At 62.5% G+C, this 18,813-nt stretch carries 16 protein-coding genes; 11 read left to right on the top strand and 5 right to left on the bottom strand.

The window, feature by feature from the left end; translation table 11 throughout:
- Positions 1-50 precede the first annotated feature (50 nt).
- The gene (locus AB5I78_RS27730) at positions 51-797 is read right to left on the bottom strand and encodes an NRDE family protein (RefSeq protein WP_262206609.1); all 747 of its coding nucleotides are present in this window, start codon (positions 795-797) and stop codon (positions 51-53) included.
- A gap of 214 nt (positions 798-1,011) precedes the next feature.
- Here AB5I78_RS27730 and lgt point away from each other — a divergent pair, with 214 nt between their 5' ends.
- Positions 1,012-1,824, top strand: a complete 813-nt coding sequence (gene lgt, locus AB5I78_RS27725) for a prolipoprotein diacylglyceryl transferase (protein ID WP_056857664.1) — start codon at positions 1,012-1,014, stop codon at positions 1,822-1,824.
- A 54-nt stretch (positions 1,825-1,878) separates the two neighbouring features.
- On the top strand, positions 1,879-2,712 hold the full coding sequence (locus AB5I78_RS27720; RefSeq protein WP_106575719.1) for a thymidylate synthase: 834 nt from the start codon (positions 1,879-1,881) through the stop codon (positions 2,710-2,712).
- A 140-nt stretch (positions 2,713-2,852) separates the two neighbouring features.
- On the opposite strand, the gene cadR is transcribed toward AB5I78_RS27720, so the two are convergent.
- Positions 2,853-3,302, bottom strand: coding sequence for a Cd(II)/Pb(II)-responsive transcriptional regulator (gene cadR / locus AB5I78_RS27715; RefSeq protein WP_145157813.1), 450 nt, complete (start codon positions 3,300-3,302; stop codon positions 2,853-2,855).
- A gap of 85 nt (positions 3,303-3,387) precedes the next feature.
- On the opposite strand from cadR, the gene AB5I78_RS27710 reads away from it, so the two are divergent.
- From AB5I78_RS27710 to AB5I78_RS27680, 7 genes are all read left to right on the top strand, one after another.
- The gene (locus AB5I78_RS27710; RefSeq protein WP_369301935.1) at positions 3,388-5,670 is read left to right on the top strand and encodes a heavy metal translocating P-type ATPase; all 2,283 of its coding nucleotides are present in this window, start codon (positions 3,388-3,390) and stop codon (positions 5,668-5,670) included.
- Positions 5,671-5,686: 16 nt separating this feature from the next.
- Positions 5,687-6,550, top strand: a complete 864-nt coding sequence (locus AB5I78_RS27705) for a LysR family transcriptional regulator (RefSeq protein WP_369301936.1) — start codon at positions 5,687-5,689, stop codon at positions 6,548-6,550.
- Between the two features lie 237 nt (positions 6,551-6,787).
- Positions 6,788-7,852: a putative 2-aminoethylphosphonate ABC transporter ATP-binding protein gene (locus tag AB5I78_RS27700; protein WP_242199798.1), complete on the top strand. Its 1,065-nt coding sequence runs from the start codon at positions 6,788-6,790 to the stop codon at positions 7,850-7,852.
- A 1-nt stretch (position 7,853) separates the two neighbouring features.
- Complete coding sequence (locus AB5I78_RS27695; protein WP_369301937.1) at positions 7,854-9,560, top strand: putative 2-aminoethylphosphonate ABC transporter permease subunit; 1,707 nt, start codon at positions 7,854-7,856, stop codon at positions 9,558-9,560.
- Between the two features lie 22 nt (positions 9,561-9,582).
- Entirely contained in the window at positions 9,583-10,605 is a 1,023-nt protein-coding gene (locus AB5I78_RS27690) for a putative 2-aminoethylphosphonate ABC transporter substrate-binding protein (RefSeq protein ID WP_145157799.1), read from the top strand.
- A 125-nt stretch (positions 10,606-10,730) separates the two neighbouring features.
- Positions 10,731-11,864, top strand: coding sequence for a TIGR03364 family FAD-dependent oxidoreductase (locus tag AB5I78_RS27685; protein ID WP_369301938.1), 1,134 nt, complete (start codon positions 10,731-10,733; stop codon positions 11,862-11,864).
- Complete coding sequence (locus tag AB5I78_RS27680) at positions 11,864-12,418, top strand: phosphonate degradation HD-domain oxygenase (protein WP_369301939.1); 555 nt, start codon at positions 11,864-11,866, stop codon at positions 12,416-12,418. The genes AB5I78_RS27685 and AB5I78_RS27680 overlap by 1 nt, the downstream gene beginning before the upstream one ends.
- On the opposite strand, the gene AB5I78_RS27675 is transcribed toward AB5I78_RS27680, so the two are convergent.
- Together AB5I78_RS27675 and AB5I78_RS27670 are read right to left on the bottom strand one after the other, a co-directional pair.
- On the bottom strand, positions 12,415-13,782 hold the full coding sequence (locus AB5I78_RS27675; RefSeq protein ID WP_369301940.1) for a GTPase/DUF3482 domain-containing protein: 1,368 nt from the start codon (positions 13,780-13,782) through the stop codon (positions 12,415-12,417). The genes AB5I78_RS27680 and AB5I78_RS27675 overlap by 4 nt on opposite strands.
- Entirely contained in the window at positions 13,775-15,154 is a 1,380-nt protein-coding gene (locus tag AB5I78_RS27670; protein WP_369301941.1) for a DUF2868 domain-containing protein, read from the bottom strand. Before AB5I78_RS27670 ends, AB5I78_RS27675 begins: the two co-directional genes overlap by 8 nt.
- 69 nt (positions 15,155-15,223) lie before the next feature.
- Between AB5I78_RS27670 and AB5I78_RS27665 the strand changes: the two genes are divergently transcribed.
- Positions 15,224-15,736, top strand: a complete 513-nt coding sequence (locus tag AB5I78_RS27665) for a dihydrofolate reductase (protein WP_369301942.1) — start codon at positions 15,224-15,226, stop codon at positions 15,734-15,736.
- Between the two features lie 85 nt (positions 15,737-15,821).
- Here the strand turns inward: AB5I78_RS27665 and AB5I78_RS27660 are convergent, their stop codons facing one another.
- On the bottom strand, positions 15,822-17,213 hold the full coding sequence (locus AB5I78_RS27660; protein WP_145157785.1) for an L-cystine transporter: 1,392 nt from the start codon (positions 17,211-17,213) through the stop codon (positions 15,822-15,824).
- Between the two features lie 241 nt (positions 17,214-17,454).
- Between AB5I78_RS27660 and AB5I78_RS27655 the strand changes: the two genes are divergently transcribed.
- On the top strand, positions 17,455-18,513 hold the full coding sequence (locus tag AB5I78_RS27655; RefSeq protein WP_369301943.1) for a haloacid dehalogenase-like hydrolase: 1,059 nt from the start codon (positions 17,455-17,457) through the stop codon (positions 18,511-18,513).
- Positions 18,514-18,813 lie beyond the last annotated feature (300 nt).

Genomic DNA, 18,813 nt, shown 5'->3' with positions numbered 1-18,813 from the left:
TCCACACTGTGGGAGCTGGCTTGCCTGCGATGAGGCCGGCCCAAGTACCGCTAAATCCTGAGTTCCACCTCACCCAGCCGGCCACCCAGCGGCCCAAAGCTGCGCTCGACCATCTGCCGCGTCCCGTCGGCATTCACAATCAATGCCGTGCTCGCCCGCGTCCCATAACTGGGGCTGGCGATGAACACGCTCGACAGCAGACTTTCGGTCGCCAACCCCACGCCGGTGTCCGGCAAGTCGGCAAACGGCGCGGTCTGCGGGTCGCTCAAGATGTCCAGCAAAGCCTCCGGCTGCGGGTTTTCCAGTAACTCGCTAAACGCCGCCTTGGCCTTGAGCAGCTTCGGCCATGGCGTATCCAGCCCGGCGTTGGACAACCCATAAACCCCGGCCTTCAGTTGTGTCGGTGCAGTCTCATTGGCGTTGTAATGCCACAGTTCGTTCTGCGTGCCCACTAACAGGTTAAATCCGGCATATTCAATCGAACGGCCGTTAACGTCGGCTAAGTAGTCATCAATTGACAGCGAACCGGCCAGGAATCGCGCCACAAGCTCCCCGCGCGACTTACGTGACGGCGGCTGGTGCGGGTCGCGGATATTGGTCAGGGCCGCAAAACGCCCCTCGGCGTTCACCCCAAGCCAGGTGCCACCTGCTTCCTGGTCGCGGCCGGCGTAAATGTGCGGCGCATCCGGCCATTGGGCCAGCGGCAGGCTGGGGCGGGCGTAGAACTCATCACGGTTGGCCGCGACGATCAGCGGCTGGGCGTGGCCCGGCCGCCAGGCGAAAACTATCAGGCACATCAGGCGATCCCTTTTGTGTTTTCCCTCACTCTACCCACACAACGGCGGGCGTTCCATCGTATCGAAGTTGGGCCGCACGCCTTCCATCCGTTAACATGCGTGGCTATTGGGCGCGTGTGAACTTCTTAATTTGAAATAGCGGCTGTAACGCAGGCTTAATCGCACACCGGCATGGTCCGGTGCGTCATGACTAATGATTTAACGAGGAGTCGCAATGCTGCCTTACCCGCAGATCAACCCGGTGGCCGTGGCTATCGGTCCGCTGCAAATCCACTGGTACGGGTTGATGTACCTGATCGGCATCGGCGGTGCCTGGCTGCTGGCTTCCCGGCGCCTGAACCGTTTCGACCCGACCTGGACCAAGGAGAAGCTCTCCGACATGGTGTTCTGGATGTCGATGGGCGTGATCGTCGGCGGGCGGCTCGGGTATGTGCTGTTTTACGACCTGCCAGCCTATATCGCCAACCCGACGCTGATTTTCGAAGTGTGGAAGGGCGGCATGGCATTCCACGGTGGGTTTGTCGGCGTGATGATCGCCGCGTGGTGGTTTGGCCGTCGCAACGGCAAGTCGTTCTTCCAGCTGATGGACTTCGTCGCGCCGTTCGTGCCGATTGGCCTGGGTGCCGGGCGGATCGGTAACTTCATCAACGCCGAGCTGTGGGGCAAGCCGACCGACGTGCCGTGGGCCATGGTGTTCCCGCCATTCAGCGACCCGGCGCAGTTGCCGCGCCATCCGTCGCAGCTCTACCAGTTCGCCCTGGAAGGTGTGGCACTGTTCCTGATTCTGTACATCTTCTCGCGCAAGCCACGCCCAACCATGGCCGTGTCGGGGATGTTCGCGCTGTTCTACGGGATCTTCCGCTTTATCGTCGAGTTCGTGCGCGTGCCGGATGCACAGCTGGGCTACCTGGCGTGGGGCTGGTTGACCATGGGTCAGATCCTCAGCATGCCGATGATTCTGGCGGGCCTGGGCCTGCTGTGGTGGGCTTACAACCGTCCGCAGGGCATCAAGAACGCCGCGCTTTAAATTCGAATGCCGAGGCTTTTGCGTAGCCTCGGCTTCAACGATACGGGTAAAAACATGAAGCAATATCTCGAACTACTGAACGACGTCGTGACCAATGGATTGACCAAGGGCGATCGCACCGGCACCGGCACCAAGGCTGTGTTCGCCCGTCAGTATCGGCATAACTTGGCCGACGGCTTCCCGCTGCTGACCACCAAGAAGCTTCATTTCAAGAGCATCGCCAACGAACTGATCTGGATGTTGAGTGGCAACACCAACATCAAGTGGCTCAACGAAAACGGCGTGAAAATCTGGGACGAATGGGCCACCGAAGACGGCGACCTGGGCCCGGTGTACGGCGAGCAGTGGACCGCCTGGCCGACCAAGGACGGCGGCAAGATCAACCAGATCGACTACATGGTCGACACGTTGAAGAACAACCCCAACAGCCGTCGCATCCTGTTCCACGGCTGGAACGTCGAATACCTGCCGGACGAAACCAAGAGCCCGCAGGAAAACGCGCGCAACGGCAAGCAAGCGCTGCCGCCGTGCCACCTGCTGTACCAGGCGTTTGTGCATGACGGCCATCTGTCGATGCAGTTGTACATCCGCAGCTCCGACGTTTTCCTCGGCCTGCCGTACAACACCGCGGCGCTGGCGTTGCTGACCCACATGCTGGCCCAGCAATGCGACCTGATCCCGCACGAGATCATCGTCACCACTGGCGACACCCACGCGTACAGCAACCACATGGAACAGATCCGCACTCAGCTGGCACGCACGCCGAAAAAGCTGCCGGAACTGGTGATCAAGCGCAAACCAGCGTCGATCTACGACTATAAGTTCGAAGACTTTGAAATCGTCGGCTACGACGCCGATCCAAGCATCAAGGCTGACGTGGCTATTTAAAGACCGCCCTGGTCTTAAAGGATGGGCTTGTGTGGGAGGGGGCTTGCCCCCGATAGCAGTGGTTCAGTCACCCGGTTAGTCACTGACAGACTGCCATCGGGGGCAAGCCCCCTCCCACATTAGAACCCTGTTCACTAGAGTTAATGCCCGTGGCTTCTGCCCACATGCGAAGGCTCAGCCTCGCTGGCTGCCACACTGCCGCTGACTTCCAGCCGCTGCAAAATCGCGCATTGATCCATTCCCGGCCCACCGCCGCAGCGTTGGCGCAGGTCCAGCAATTGCTCCTGTAACGCCAGCAGCCCATCGATCCGCGCTTTCACGTGGTGGATATGCTCATCAATCAACGCATTCACGCTTTCGCATTGGTCCTGAGGACTGTCGCGTAGGCCGAGCAGGCTGCGGATTTCTTCGAGGGTCATGTCCAGGCTGCGGCAGTTGCGGATAAAGATCAGCCGCTCGGTGTGCGCCTGGGTGTACACGCGGTAGTTGGCATCGGTGCGCGCCGGGGGCGGCAGCAAGCCTTCCTTCTCGTAATAACGGATGGTTTCCACCTGACAGTCGGTCAGTTTGGCCAATTCACCGATCTTCATCGCAGCAATCTCCAAATGGGTGCTTGACCCTATAGTGGCTACAGGGTCTTTACTTGGCAACAGGCACCTTTACGGACGCGACAGAATGAGCGACTCCATCCACACCCCAAAAAAGCATGATCACAAGCACGATCATGACCATGACCATAGCCACGACCACGGCGCCAAACTGACGCCGGTCAAAAAGCATGACCACGCCAGCCACGGCGACACTTGCTGCTCCAGCAAGGCAGCGCCCGCCGTGGTCACGCTGAGTGAAGCGCCGACTACGGGCTCGCGCCTGAGCACCTTTCGCATCGAAGCCATGGACTGCCCCACCGAGCAGACGCTGATCCAGAACAAACTGGGCAAGCTCGCTGGCGTGCAGCAGCTGGAATTCAACCTGATCAACCGTATCCTCGGCGTCACCCATGACCTGCCAAGCACTGCGCCGATCATCGACGCGATCAAATCCATCGGCATGCAGGCCGACCCGATCGAAGAAGGCGCCCCCGCCGCCGCACCGCCGGCCAAGAAACACTGGTGGCCGCTGGCGCTGTCCGGCGTTGGTGCGCTGGGCGCTGAAGTGCTGCATTTCACCGGCGTAGCCCCGACGTGGGTGATTGCACTGGTTGCACTGGTGTCGATCCTCAGCGGCGGCCTCACCACCTACAAAAAAGGCTGGATCGCGCTCAAGAACCTCAATCTGAACATCAACGCGCTGATGAGCATCGCAGTCACCGGCGCGATCCTGATCGGCCAATGGCCGGAAGCAGCGATGGTGATGTTCCTGTTCACCGTCGCCGAGTTGATCGAGGCCAAGTCCCTGGACCGAGCACGCAATGCAATCAGTGGCCTGATGCAGATGACCCCGGAACAAGCCACGGTGCAGCAAGCCGACGGTGGGTGGGTTGAACAAGAAGTCAAAAGCATCGAACTTGGCGCCATCGTGCGGGTTAAGCCCGGCGAGCGCATCGGCCTGGACGGTGAAGTCACCGCTGGCCAATCCACCATCGACCAAGCGCCGATCACCGGCGAAAGCCTGCCGATTGAAAAGGGCGTGGGCGATAAAGTCTTCGCCGGCACCATCAACCAGGCCGGTTCGCTGGAATACAAGGTCACCGCAGCGGCGAACAACTCAACGCTGGCGCGCATTATTCACGCCGTGGAACAGGCCCAAGGCGCTCGGGCGCCCACCCAGCGCTTTGTCGACACCTTCGCCAAGGTTTACACCCCGGCGGTGTTCTTGTTTGCCCTGGGTGTGGCGATTATCCCGCCACTGTTCATGGCGGGCGTCTGGTTCGACTGGATCTACCGCGCCCTGGTGCTGTTGGTAGTCGCGTGCCCCTGTGCATTGGTGATCTCCACCCCGGTGACCATCGTCAGCGGCCTGGCCGCGGCAGCGCGTAAAGGCATCCTGATCAAAGGCGGCGTGTACCTGGAGGGCGGTTACAAGCTCGACTACCTGGCCCTCGACAAAACCGGCACGATCACCCACGGCAAACCGGTGCAAACCGATTACCTGGCGCTGTTTCCCAATCTCGAAGACAGTGCGCCGGCCCTGGCTGCCAGCCTGGCCGGGCGCTCCGACCACCCGGTGTCGCTGGCCATCGCCAATGCGGCTGTGGATAAAAACCTGCAGAGCCACGTTGTGGATAACTTCGAGGCCCTGGCCGGGCGTGGTGTGCGCGGCGATATCAACGGCGAAACCTATCACTTGGGTAACCACCGCCTGGTGGAAGACCTTGGCCTGTGTTCACCCGAGCTTGAAGAAAAGCTCTTCGCGCTGGAGAAACAAGGCAAGTCCGTGGTGTTGCTGCTCGACAAGTCCGGCCCGCTGGCGTTGTTCGCCGTTGCCGACACGGTCAAGGACAGCAGCCGCGAAGCCATCCAGCAACTGCACGATCTGGGCATCAAGACCCTGATGCTCACGGGCGACAACACCCACACCGCCCAGGCGATTGCGGCCCAGGTCGGCATCGACCAGGCCCAGGGCGACCTGTTGCCCACCGACAAACTGCAAGCCATCGAAACCCTCTACGGCCAAGGCCACCGCGTGGGCATGGTTGGCGACGGCATCAACGATGCCCCTGCGCTGGCCCGCGCCGAGATCGGTTTTGCCATGGCCGCCGCCGGTACCGACACCGCCATCGAGACCGCCGACGTGGCCTTGATGGACGATGATTTGCGCAAGATCCCGGCTTTCATTCGGCTCTCCCGGCAAACGTCGAGTATCCTCAAGCAGAACATCGCCCTGGCGCTGGTGATCAAGGCGATCTTCCTCGCAGTCACCTTCCTCGGCATGGCGACCATGTGGATGGCGGTGTTCGCCGACATGGGCGTCAGCCTGCTGGTGGTGTTCAATGGCCTGCGCCTGTTGCGCAAATAATTGATGTGAGGGTGGCGTGCTGAGTGCCGAGTTAAAGGCGTTTTTTATGGTCGCCCGCCTGGGCAGCATTACCCAGGCGGCGAAAAAACTCGGGCTGAGCCAGCCCACGGTGACTACCCAGATTCGCAACCTGGAAAGCCAATACGGCGTTGAGCTGTTCTACCGTGGCGGGCGCCGCCTTACCGTCAGCGACGACGGCGCGCGCCTGCTGCCGATGGTCAAGGCGCTGTTGCAGCAGGAAGCCGACATCGAGTTCTTTCTGCGCAACAACGGACAGGTCCAGGGCACGTTACGGATTGCCGCAACGGCGCCGTATTACATCCTCGACCTGGTCAAAGCCTTTCGCGAACGTCTGCCCCAAGTGGAGGTGTCGGTGGAAATCGGCAACTCCCAGCAGGTGCTCGAAGCGCTCGACGATTACCGCGTCGATGTCGCCGCGTCCTCCCAACTGCTGGAAGACCCCCGCCTGATTCGCCGCGTGCTGGGCACCGATCCTTTGGTGTTGGCGGTGCACCGCAATCATCCCCTGGCCACGCTCGATCACGTGCCGCTCAATGCGTTGGCCGGGCATACCTTGCTGATGCGTGAGGCGGGCTCTACCACGCGGCGGCTGAGCGAAGAAATGCTGCAGGGCGCCGGGGTGAGTTACGGGCCGTTGCTGGAGATTGGCAGCCGTGAGTCGATCCGCGAGGCGGTGCTGCGCAACATCGGCATCAGCATCATCGCTCGTCAGGAAGTGCCTCATGACCCGCAGTTGCGCGTGCTGACCATCGAGAACGCGCCGCAGATTGCGGAGTATTTGTACTGCCTCAAGGAACGCAAGTCGGCGCGCCTGCCGGCGGCGTTTCTTGGGTTGGCGCAGGAAATGTCGCCCCTCTGAACCTTGCTTGGTGGCCTTTGAATCGCCATCGCAGGCAAGCCAGCTCCCACCTTTGAATGCGTTCACACATCAAAATGTGGGAACGGGCTTGCCCGCGATGGCGTCAGCCCTGACGACACAGCCTCCAAATCCTACCCAAATCCACCAATACCACTATCACCGCATTTTGCCTTCCTGCCACACCAGGTACGCATTGCCCACCTAGCATGGCCTTCATCCGTTTGATGAGGTGCCTCCATGAACACAGCCCTGACCCACCCCGGCGCGCCGATGACGGTGCGCGGTATCCACAAACGCTTCGGTGCCTTTACTGCGCTGGACAATGTGTCCCTGGACGTCGCCGCTGGCGAGCTGGTGTGCCTGCTGGGCCCGTCCGGTTGCGGCAAGACCACCTTGCTGCGCTGCATCGCCGGCCTTGAACGCCAGGACAGCGGTGAGCTGCGCCTGGGCAACCGCGACGTTTCCCTACTGCCGCCGCAGGCGCGGGACTACGGCATTTTGTTTCAGTCCTACGCACTGTTTCCCAACCTCACCGTCGAGGCGAATATCGGCTACGGCCTCACCGGCAGCGGCCGCGATGAGGTGCGCAAGCGCGTCGGCCAGATGCTCGAATTGGTCGGCCTGCTGGGCAGCGAAAAGAAATACCCCGGCCAACTTTCCGGCGGCCAGCAACAACGCGTAGCCCTGGCCCGTGCCCTGGCACCGGCGCCCTCGCTGTTGCTGCTCGACGAACCCATGTCGGCCCTCGACGCCCGCGTGCGCGAGCATTTATGCACCGAGCTGCGTCAGCTGCAGCGGCGCCTGGGTATCACCACGCTGATGGTCACCCACAATCAGGACGAGGCCATGCTGATGGCCGACCGCATTGCCGTGATGAACAACGGCAAGGTCGAGCAATACGCCACGCCCCAGGAAATCTACGACCGCCCGGCCACGCCGTTTGTGGCGGAGTTTGTCGGCCAGGGTAACTGGCTGCCGTTCAGCCGCAACAGTGCGAGCCATGCCCAGGTCGGCGGGCTGAACATGCGCCTGGCCGACGATGCTGGCGTGGCGAAATCCGGGCGCTTGTTCTGCCGCCCGGAAGCCATCAGCGTCAACCCGCCGGTGCATGAAGAAAACCTGTTCCCGGCCAAGGTTCGCGAGATCACGTTTCTTGGCAACCGCTGCCGCATGCGTTTTGAACTGGAACAATTGCCCGGCCACGCGCTGCTGGCCGAGTTGGCCCCGGAAGCCATGCCACGCCTGGGTGCCCAGGACATCTGGGTCGCCTTGCCGCCGCGCAGCCTGCAGGTGTTTGCCTGAGATGGCTGCTGTGATGACCCTGCCGCGCCCGGTTTCGCGCGCCGAAAACGGCGACCGTATTTTTGTGCTCGGCGGCAAACTGCTGTGGCTGGTGCTGCTGGGTGTCGCCGTATTGCTGCCATTGCTGGCAATCTTCTGGCGCGGTTTCAGCAGCGAAGTCGGGCAGGGCGGCGGTCTTGCTGCGGCGCGGGAAATGCTCACCAGCGCTAACTTCCACTGGCTGCTGGGCAATAGCCTGAAAGTCTCCCTCAGCGTGGCGGCCATCGTCGTACCGCTGGCCTATCTGTTTGCCTACGCGCTGCAACGCACACTGATTCCCGGCAAAGCGATGTGGCGTGGCCTGTCACTGCTGCCGTTGATGGCGCCGTCGATGCTGCCGGGGATTGCGCTGGTGTACCTGTTCGGCAACCAAGGCCTGTTGCGCGGTGTGCTCTCGGACAATATCTACGGCTTCTGGGGCATTGTTCTCGGCGAGGTGATCTACACCTTCCCACACGCTTTGATGATCCTGCTGTCAGCTCTGTCGCTGGCGGATGCGCGGCTTTTCGATGCGGCATCAAGCATGGGCGCCAGCCCCGCTCGGGCGTTTCGCAGCATCACCTGGCCGGCCACGCGCCAAGCGGTGTTCGCCGCGTTTTGCCTGGTGTTCACCCTGACCATCACCGACTTCGGCGTGCCCGTCGTGGTCGGCGGCGATTATCAGGTGCTGGCGCTGGAAGCCTACAAGGCGGTGGTCGGCCAGCAACAGTTCGGTCGCGGTGCGTTGATCGGCATGGTGTTGCTGCTGCCGGCGCTGTTCAGCTTTGGCGTCGATGCCTGGCTGCGCCGTCGGCAGGGCGATGCCATGAGCGGCCGCGCCCAGGTGTTCCAGCCGGCACCCTCGCGGCTGCGCGATGGTTGCTACCTGGCCATTGTGTTGCTGATCTGCGCGGTGTTGCTGCTGGTATTCGGCATGGCGGTGTATTCCTCGCTGGTGAAATTCTGGCCGTACAACCTGTCGTTGTCGCTCAACCACTACCAGTTCGAAGACACGGCCGGCGGCGGTTGGCTGGCTTACCGCAACAGCCTGACCATGGCGCTGTGCACGGCGCTGATCGGCAGCGTGTTGATCTTCACCGGCGCCTACCTGATGGAAAAGACCAAAAGCCAGAAGGGCCTGAACCTGGCCCTGCGCATGCTCAGCTTTGTGCCGATGGCCGTGCCGGGCCTGGTGTTGGGCCTGGGCTACGTGTTCTTTTTCAATTTGGGCGGCAACCCGCTGCATGTGTTCTACGGGACGATGACCCTGCTGGTGGTGTGCACCATTGCGCACTATTTGACCACCGCGCAGATGACCGCGACCACGGCGCTGCGCCAGCTCGACAGCGAATTCGAAGCCGCCGCGCTGTCCCTCAAGGCGCCGCTGTACCGCCACTACCTGCGTGTCACCGTGCCGATCTGCCTGCCGGCGCTGCTGGACATCGTGCGCTACCTGTTTGTGTCGGCGATGACCACCGTGTCGGCCGCAATTTTCCTCTACAGCCCCGACACCATCCTCGCCGCCGTCGCCGTATTGAACATGGACGACGCCGGCAACGTGGGCGGTGCGGCGGCCATGTCGACCTTGATTCTGTTCACCTCGGCCGGCGTCTCGCTGCTGCTGGCGTGGGCCTCACGTGGCGCACTGCGTCGCTCTCAAGCCTGGCGCCAGACCGCGCCCGGCCAATAACCATCCTTGAAGGAGGTGCTCCATGTTCAAGCCCCTGGCGCTGGTCGCTGCCGTACTCACCGCATTCAGCCTGAATGCCTTCGCCAAGACCGAGCTGACCGTGTACACGGCTCTCGAAGCCGAGCAGTTGAAGACCTACAAGCAGGCCTTCGAAAAGGCCAATCCCGACGTCGAGATTAAATGGGTGCGCGACTCCACCGGCATCATCACCGCCAAGCTTCTGGCCGAGAAAGACCGCCCGCAAGCCGACGTGGTCTGGGGCCTGGCGGCCTCTAGCCTGGCGATTCTCGATCAGCAAGGCATGCTGGATAACTATGCGCCGAAGGGCCTGGACAAAATCGGCAAAAACTACCGCGACGCTGCCAACCCGCCGGCGTGGGTCGGCATGGACGTGTGGGCCGCAACCATCTGTTTTAACACCATCGAAGCCCAGAAGCAGGGCTTGACCAAGCCGGTGAGCTGGCAAGACCTGACCAAGCCTGAGTACAAGGGCAAGATCGTGATGCCCAACCCGGCCTCCTCCGGCACCGGCTTTTTGGATGTCAGTGCCTGGCTGCAAACCTTCGGCGAGAAGCAGGGCTGGCAGTACATGGACGACCTGCACCAGAACATCGGCCAGTACGTTCACTCCGGTTCCAAGCCGTGCAAGCTGGCGGCCTCGGGTGAATTCCCGATTGGTATTTCCTTCGAGTACCCCGCCGTTCAACTGAAACGCCAGGGCGCGCCGCTGGACATCATCCTGCCCAAAGAAGGCCTGGGCTGGGACATTGAAGCGACTGCCGTGATCAAGGGCACTGCCCACGCCGATGCGGCTAAAAAGCTCGCGGACTTCTCCGCCAGTGCAGCGGCGATGGACCTGTACAAAGACAACTTTGCCGTACTTGCCCAGCCCGGTATCGCCAAGCCGCAGACCGAATTGCCGGCCGATTATGAGCAGCGCCTGATCAAGAACGACTTTGCCTGGGCCTCGAAAAACCGCGACAGCATCCTGACTGAATGGCGCAAGCGCTATGACGGCAAGTCGGAGAAGGTGGCCGGTCAGTAAGGTTTTCGTTAGGGCTTATGGCCTCATCGCCGGCAAGCCAGCTCCCACATTTGACGGTGTTCACAAATCAAAATGTGGGAGCTGGCTTGCCGGCGATAACGGCTTCGAATTCAGGACATTTCTTCATGACACAACACAGCGACCTGCTCATCATCGGCGCCGGCATCCTCGGCCTGTCCCACGCCTACGCCGCCGCCAAACGCGGCCTCAAGGTCAAGGTATTCGAGCGCAGCGCCACGCCGCTCGGCGCCTCTGTGCGCAACTTTGGCCAGGCGCTGGTCACCGGCCAACCGCCGGGGCCGATGCTCGACCTGGCCCTGCAAAGCCGTGATATCTGGGGGCATTGGGCGCAGGTCGCCGGCCTGCAGCTCAAGCGCAAGGGCTCATACCTGTTTGCGCGTACAGAGGCGGAGGAACAGCTGTTGGAAGCTTTTTGCGCCGGTCGTGCGCAGGCTTACGGCTACAACGTCGAACTGCTGCAAGGCGCGGCGATGAAGGATCTATATGGCGGCCAGTTCCGCCATCACCGCGCCGCGCTGCATGGCAAAGACGATCAGCAGTTGTATTCGCGCGAAGCGATTCCGGCGCTGATCAACTACCTTCGCAGCGAATTGAAGGTGGAGTTTCATTTCTCCACGCTGGTGCGCGACGTTGAGCCCGGCCACGTGCACACCACGGCGGGGAGCTTTCGTGGCGAGCAGGTCATCGTGTGCTCCGGCCACGACTACCAAACCCTGCTGGCGGAATCGATCGCCGAACTCAACCCGAGTGTCTGTCGCCTGCAAATGCTGCGCGCCCGCCCAGCCGTCAACCTGAACCTGCAACACGCGTTGCTCACAGGCCTCAGTTGTGTGCATTACGGCGCCTTCGCCGATTTGCCGGAAGCGGCGCCCGTGCAGGCGCAAATCCTGCGCGATGCACCGCATTTGCATGCACACGGCATTCACTTGCTGATCAGCCCGACGCCTTATGGCGAACTGATCATCGGTGATTCCCACGACTACGGCCGTGATGCCTCGCCGTTCAATACCGAGCAGGTCGATGACTGGATGATCGAACTGGCGCAGCAGACCCTGGGTTGCAAGGCTCAGGTGGTGGAGCGCTGGCAGGGCGTGTATGGCGCGCGTGGACCGGGGCCGTTTTCGTTCCTGCGCGTAGCACCGGGCGTGAGCGCGGCGTTGATGCACACCGGCGTGGGGATGAGCGTCGGGCCGGCGATGGCCGAACGAAACATCAGCACAGTGTGGGGTGAGACGTGATGAACCCGGAACAGGCGATTGCCGAACTCTTCGGCTTGTACGAGCAGCATGGCACGGCGGACTACATCGGCGAGCCGGTGTCGCAGATCGAACACATGTCCCAGGCCGCACAGTTGGCCATGGCTGAGGGCTTTGACGATGAAGTGGTGCTGGCGGCGTTTTTCCACGACATCGGGCACCTCTGCGGCCAGGCCGACGAGAACATGGGCGGTTACGGCGTGGTCAGCCACGAGCGGCTGGGCGCGGATTATTTGCGCCGCGCAGGGTTCAGCGAACGCATGGCCAGGCTGGTGGAGTATCACGTGCAGGCCAAGCGTTACCTGACCTTCAGCCAGCCGGCCTATTACGCCCGCTTGAGCGAAGCCAGCCGCCGAACCCTGAGTTACCAGGGCGGCGTGATGAGCGCCGAAGAAGCCCAGGCGTTCGAGCAGGACCCGCTTTGTTCGGTGAGCCTGCGCATGCGCCACTGGGATGAGCAGGCCAAGGACATGCATGTGCCGGTGCTGGACCTTGAGATATTGAAGGCCAAGGCCCGGCAACTGCTTGCGGCTTAGCGTTCATCCAGGCGCAGGGCCAGCGCCTCGACCTGTTCCTGGCGCTCGGCCTGGCTGAGTTTGGCGTGAGGGTTGAGGGACGACCATTGCGGGTGCGCGCGGGCTTTATGCAGCGCGTCCGGCAGCTTGCCCTCGCGCCAGGTTTTGTCCTGAGGCGTGTCGACCTTGATGCTGTGCATCGCTGCATGGCCACGCAGGTTCAGGGCCTTGAGCAACTGGCGCTGGCGCAAGGCGAGCAGGCGCAGCACGCTGTCGTCGACGGTCAGCTCACGATGGCCCTTGATCTTGCCCAGCAGACGGCTGCCGTAGCTGCGCGCGGTTTGCAGCGCACCGCCGGCAATCGCACCGGCAATCGCGGCGGCGCCCAGGGTCAGGCCGCCAACCAGCAAATCCACGCCGGCCCCGGCGGCCGCGCCTGCGGCGATCCCGCCGCCGACGCGCACGCCAAGTTGTTTGAGGGTTTCGGGGTTGAACAGGTCATCGCCCCAACGGCCGTCGAGCAGCGGCAAGTCGCTGGCGGTGGCGTCCTGCGGGCGAAAGCCGAAAAGTTTGAGCAGGGCTTCCACGCATTTTTGTTCGCGCTGGCGCACGGCCTTGCGTAAATCGCCGATGGCTTGCTGTTCATCCTCGGTGACCACGCTGCGCCGGCACGCGGCGCAGTCGATCAACAATTCGGCGATCAACCGCGCGGCGCTCTGCTGGCGGGCCTGGCGCTGGGCTTGCTGATCAAGGATCAGCCGTTCCAGCTGCGGCCGCGCATTCTCCAGCAGCAGGGCCAGGCTTTCATACAGGCGGCGCTCCCCGTCTTCCGGCGGCGCGACGCTGTCGAACCGCACCAGCGCATGCAGGCCCAGGCGGGCCAGGGCTTCGCGCCAGTCGGGTTCGCGGTGGTCGCTGCTGCTGACGAAGTTGAGCACCGGCAGCAGCGGCTTGCCGCAACTGGCCAGCACTTGCAGCTCGTCGCGGTACTTGGCCAGCACCGGCTCGCGAGCGTCGATCACATACAGGCCGGCGTCGCAGGCCAGCAGTTGGCGCAAAACCTTGGCCTCCTGTTCGAAACGCTGGCGCGCCTCGCTGCCTTCCAAGAAACGCGCCAGGCGTGCCGGGCCGTCCAAGCGCTCGCCGGGGCGATCCAGGCGCTCCAGGTAGTCGAGCAGGGCGATTGCGTCTTCCAGGCCGGGCGTGTCGTACAGCTCCAGCAAGGCTTCGCCGTCGACCGACAACCGCGCGCCTTCCACATGCCGCGTGGTGCTGGGGCGATGAGAGACTTCGCCGAAGCCGACGTCACGGGTCAGCGTGCGCAAAAGCGACGTCTTGCCGACGTTGGTGTGGCCGACCACGGCCAGTTTCAGCGGTTTAGTCATGACCGGTCTCCAGCCATGTGAGCGGCGCGCAGTCGGCGAAGGGCAGTTCGAGTTGGTGCAACGCGGCGTGCCAATCGCCAAGGCGCTCGGCGTCCAGCGCCTGGCCGGGCGGTGCCTGCAGCAGCCACACGCGGGTGGCCGTGGCGCTGCGTGCCAGTTCGGCGATCAGCGCCAGGCTGCCCCGGTCAGGCGAGCGACGAGGGTCGCAGGCGATGGCCAGGCGTGCGGGTGGGAAGCGCGTGAGCTGTTCCAGCAGTTTGTTGCGCGATTCGCGGCTGTCCAGAATGCCGGCGTTTTTGATGCTCGCCGGTAATTTGGGCGGCCACGGGTGTTGATCGTCGAGTTCGATGGCCACCAGCAGGGCGCCGTCGCTCTGCAGTTCGCTGACGCCACCGCTGACCTGGTGCAGCTGTTCAGGCGCTGCATCGTTGACACCGAGCCGTTCGCTGCTTGGCATCAGGCGTTCGCGCAATGAGCTGTAGCCGGGCAGGTTGAGGTCCAGGCGCAAGGCGGCGCGCCCGCGTTTCCAGCGCCACAGGCACAGCAGCGCGAGGATCAACCGCGGCAGCAGGCCGTAGACCAGCAGCACGCCGACCAGCCAGGCGGCCCAGGCTTGGCGTGCGCTTTCGATATTCAGGGCGGAGTCGCCGCTGGCGCGGATCATGTCGACGGTCGGCACGTTAAAGCCCAGCAGCGCGGGCAGGCTGCCGAAGGCTTGGGTGACGGCGACAAAGGTGTCGGCGCCCAGGATGGTGGTTTCCCACACAAAACCGTAGCGCCGGGTGGCCAGCAGTGTCAGCAAAATCACCATGGCACTGAGCAATGCCAGCAACCACAGGCTGTTGACCAGCACACCCACTGCCCAGCGATTGAGTTTGTGGCGTTGCAGCAACAGCAGCAGTGCCGGCGCCAGCTGAGCTGCCTTGGCATCACGCGCGAATTTTTCGCTGAGCCACAGCCACAGGCGGCCGAGGCTGGCGCTGTGCTCGCCGGCAAACGCCAGGCCCAAGGCCCAGCTCAGCAGCAGAATCAGGTTCAAGCCGAGCAGACTGCCCAGCGCCCAGAACACATTCACCGGAGTCAGGCCGTTACCCAGCGCGGCAAACGCCAGGCCGGCGCCACTGATCACCGCGACCACGGCCAACAGCACCAGCGCCAAACGGGCGCCTTGCAGCCAGCGGGTGAGGGCGGCGGTCAATCCGTCGCGTTCGGCCAAGTGCAGGGCGCGCGCCTGGATGCGCGTCGGCAAGTCGCCACCGGCCGTGCGGGCCAAGCGGTTGGCTTCCAGGTCTTCGAGTGGGCCGGCGTGTTCTTCACGCAGGCGCACGGTTTCTGTCAGCCAAAGGGTGTGCAGGGGAGTCAGAGCAGTCACGCGCCGTCCTGTTGAGCAAGTGAGGTTGGAGCATAACCGCTGACTCGCAGCTCTGGTATTCTCGTCGCCATGAAAAAAACTCTCCCTTTAAGCCTGATCGCAGCCCTCGGTGAAAACCGCGTGATCGGCGTCGACAACAGCATGCCCTGGCATTTGCCGGGGGATTTCAAATATTTCAAGGCCACCACGCTCGGCAAGCCGATCATCATGGGGCGCAAGACCTGGGATTCGCTGGGCCGACCGCTGCCGGGGCGCTTGAATATCGTGGTCAGCCGTCAGACCGATCTGGCGCTTGAAGGTGCGGAAGTTTTTCCGTCGCTGGCTGCGGCGGTGGAACGGGCCGAGGCCTGGGCGCTGGAGCAGGGCGTGGATGAGCTGATGCTGATCGGCGGTGCGCAGTTGTATGCGCAAGGGTTGGAGCAGGCGGATCGCCTGTATCTGACGCGGGTTGCGTTGAGCCCGGACGGGGACGCGTGGTTTCCCGAGTTTGATCTGAACCAGTGGAAGCTGGTGTCGAATGTCGAGAACCCGGCCGAGGGCGATAAGCCCGCGTACAACTTCGAAGTCTGGGAAAAAGCCTAAAAGCATCGGGGGCAAGCCCCCTCCCACAGTTGACCGAGTGAACGCGATCAAGTGTGGGAGGGGGCTTGCCCCCGATAGCGGTCTATCAGGCCTGCGCTAACTCCGCATGCTCATCGGCATTGAGCAACGCTTTATCCGTCTGTCCCATGATCTGGCTGGTAATCGCGCCCGCCGTCATCGAACCGTTCACGTTCAGCGCCGTACGGCCCATGTCGATCAGCGGCTCCACGGAAATCAGCAGCGCCACCAGTGACACCGGCAAGCCCATCGCCGGCAGTACGATCAGCGCGGCAAAGGTCGCGCCGCCGCCAACACCGGCTACACCGGCTGAACTCAAGGTCACGATGGCGACCAGCGTCGCGATCCACAGCGGGTCGAGCGGGTTGATGCCCACGGTCGGTGCAACCATCACCGCGAGCATGGCCGGGTAGAGACCGGCGCAACCGTTCTGGCCGATGGTCGCGCCAAACGAGGCGGCGAAACCGGCAATCGATTGCGGGATACCCAGGCGGCGGGTCTGCGCTTCAATGCTCAGCGGGATGGCGGCTGCGCTGGAGCGGCTGGTGAAGGCAAAGGTCAGCACTGGCCACACCTTGCGGAAGAAGCGCAGCGGGTTGACCCCGGCCAGCGACAGCAGCAGGCCGTGCACCACAAACATCAGGCCCAGCGCCAGGTACGACACCACCACAAAACTGCCGAGTTTGATGATGTCTTGCAGGTTGGAGCCGGCGACCACTTTGGTCATCAGCGCCAGTACGCCGTAGGGCGTCAGCTTCATCACCAGGCGCACCAGGCGCATCACCCAGGCTTGCAGGGTGTCGATGGCGTTGAGCACTTTCTGGCCTTTTTCCACGTCGTCCTTGAGCAGTTGCAGTGCGGCAACCCCGAGAAACGCAGCAAAAATCACCACGCTGATGATCGACGTCGGCTTGGCCCGGGCCAGGTCGGCAAACGGATTGGCTGGCACGAACGACAGCAGCAGCTGCGGAATATTCAGGTCGGCGACCTTGCCTGCGTAATCACTCTGGATCACTTGCAGGCGCGCCATTTCCTGGGTGCCGGCCACCAGGCCTTCTGCGGTAAGGCCGAACAGGTTGGTCAGGCCGATACCGATCAGCGCCGCAATTGCCGTGGTGAACAGCAGCGTACCGATGGTCAGGAAGCTGATCTTGCCCAGGGACGAGGCGTTATGCAGACGCGCCACGGCGCTGAGGATCGAGGCGAATACCAGCGGGATCACGATCATTTGCAGCAACTGCACGTAACCATTGCCGACCAGATCAAACCAGCTGATCGAGGCTTTGAGCACCGGGTTGCCGTCGCCATAAATCGTGTGCAACGCCGCGCCGAACAGCACGCCGAGCACCAGCGCGAACAGAACCTTCTTGGCGAGGCTCCAGTGTGTGCGGCGGGTTTGTGCCAGGCCCAAAAGCAGGGCCACGAACACCAGTACGTTGAGAATCAGGGGCAGATTCATTGAAGCTCCGTTGAGAAGGCAGCCAATCGCGTGAGCCTGCGATTGCGAACCGGAAAGCCTAACAGCTTGAAATATATTGATTTAATACCGATATGGAATGGTGACTGTCGTTTTTGGAATAAGCCTTTGACGTTCAGGCACACGCCCTTGGCGCAATCACGACGCAAGCGGTCGTGCTCGGGCGATAACTGTCACACAGATTTGTTAGCGTCGATGTCTTTCACTCAGGGAGAAATCGCTTATGAAGTTCGCGCCAACACTACTGGCCGCCGCCTTCTGCTTGGGCCTCGCCAGCCAGGCATTTGCCGCCACCGAGTTGAAGCACTGGCCGGCGCCTGCCGCCGAGCAACTGAACAAGATGATCGCCGCCAACGCCAACAAGGGTAACTTCGCGGTGTTCGACATGGACAACACCAGTTACCGCTACGACCTCGAAGAGTCCCTGCTGCCGTACCTTGAGAACAAAGGCCTGATCACCCGCGACACCATGGACCCGTCCCTCAAGCTGATTCCGTTCAAAGACACCGCCGACCACAAGGAAAGCCTGTTCAGCTACTACTACCGACTCTGCGAAGTGGACGACATGGTCTGCTACCCGTGGGTTGCGCAGATTTTCTCCGGCTTCACCCTCAAGGAGCTCAAGGGCTATGTCGACGAGATGATGGCGTCGGGCAAGCCGGTGCCGGTCACCTATTACGACGGTGACGTGGTCAAGACCATGGACGTGCAGCCGCCGAAAGTCTTCACCGGCCAGGCTGAGCTGTTCAACAAGCTGATGGAAAACGGCATCGAGGTGTATGTGATGACCGCCGCGTCCGAGGAGTTGGTGCGCATGGTCGCCGCCGATCCGAAGTACGGCTACAACATCAAACCCGAGAACGTCATCGGCGTGAGCACCTTGCTCAAGGATCGCAAGACCGGCGAGCTGACCACCGCGCGTAAGCAGATCGCCGCCGGCAAGTATGACGAGAAGGCCAACCTCGGCCTGGAGCTGACCCCGTACCTGTGGACCCCGGCGACCTGGATGGCCGGCAAGCACGCAGCGATCCTCACCTACATCGATGAGTGGAAAAAACCGGTGATCGTGGGCGGCGACACCCCCACCAGCGACGGTTACATGCTGTTCCACGATGTGGACGTGGCCAAGGGCGGCGTCCACCTGTGGATCAACCGCAAGGATAAATACATGACTCAACTCAACGGCATGATGGCCAAACACGCGGCGGCCCAGGCCAAGGAAGGGCTGCCGGTGACGGCGGACAAGAACTGGGTGATCGTCAAGCCGGACGAGATTCAGTAAGACCGAGTCGCCTGCTTTCGCGAGCAAGCCCGCTCCCACATTTTGACCGCATGCTCATGGTGGAACTCGGTCACCTGTGGGAGCGGGCTTGCCCGCGAAGGCGGTGTGTCAGGCAGTGCGTGAGTCGGCTGGCCCGCCGCTATCGCAGGCAAGCCAGCTCCCCCATTCGACCGCATGCTTAAGTTGGAACCCGATCAACTGTGGGAGCGGGCTTGCCCGCGAAGGCGGTGCGTCAGGCAGTACATGAGTTGGCGGGCCCACCGCTATCGCAGGCAAGCCAGCTCCCACATTCGACCGCAT

Source organism: Pseudomonas sp. N2-3-1-14 (genome assembly GCF_041228395.1).
GTDB lineage: Bacteria > Pseudomonadota > Gammaproteobacteria > Pseudomonadales > Pseudomonadaceae > Aquipseudomonas.
Note: the sequence above shows the minus strand (reverse complement) of the source record. Positions and strands in the feature narration are given on the sequence as shown.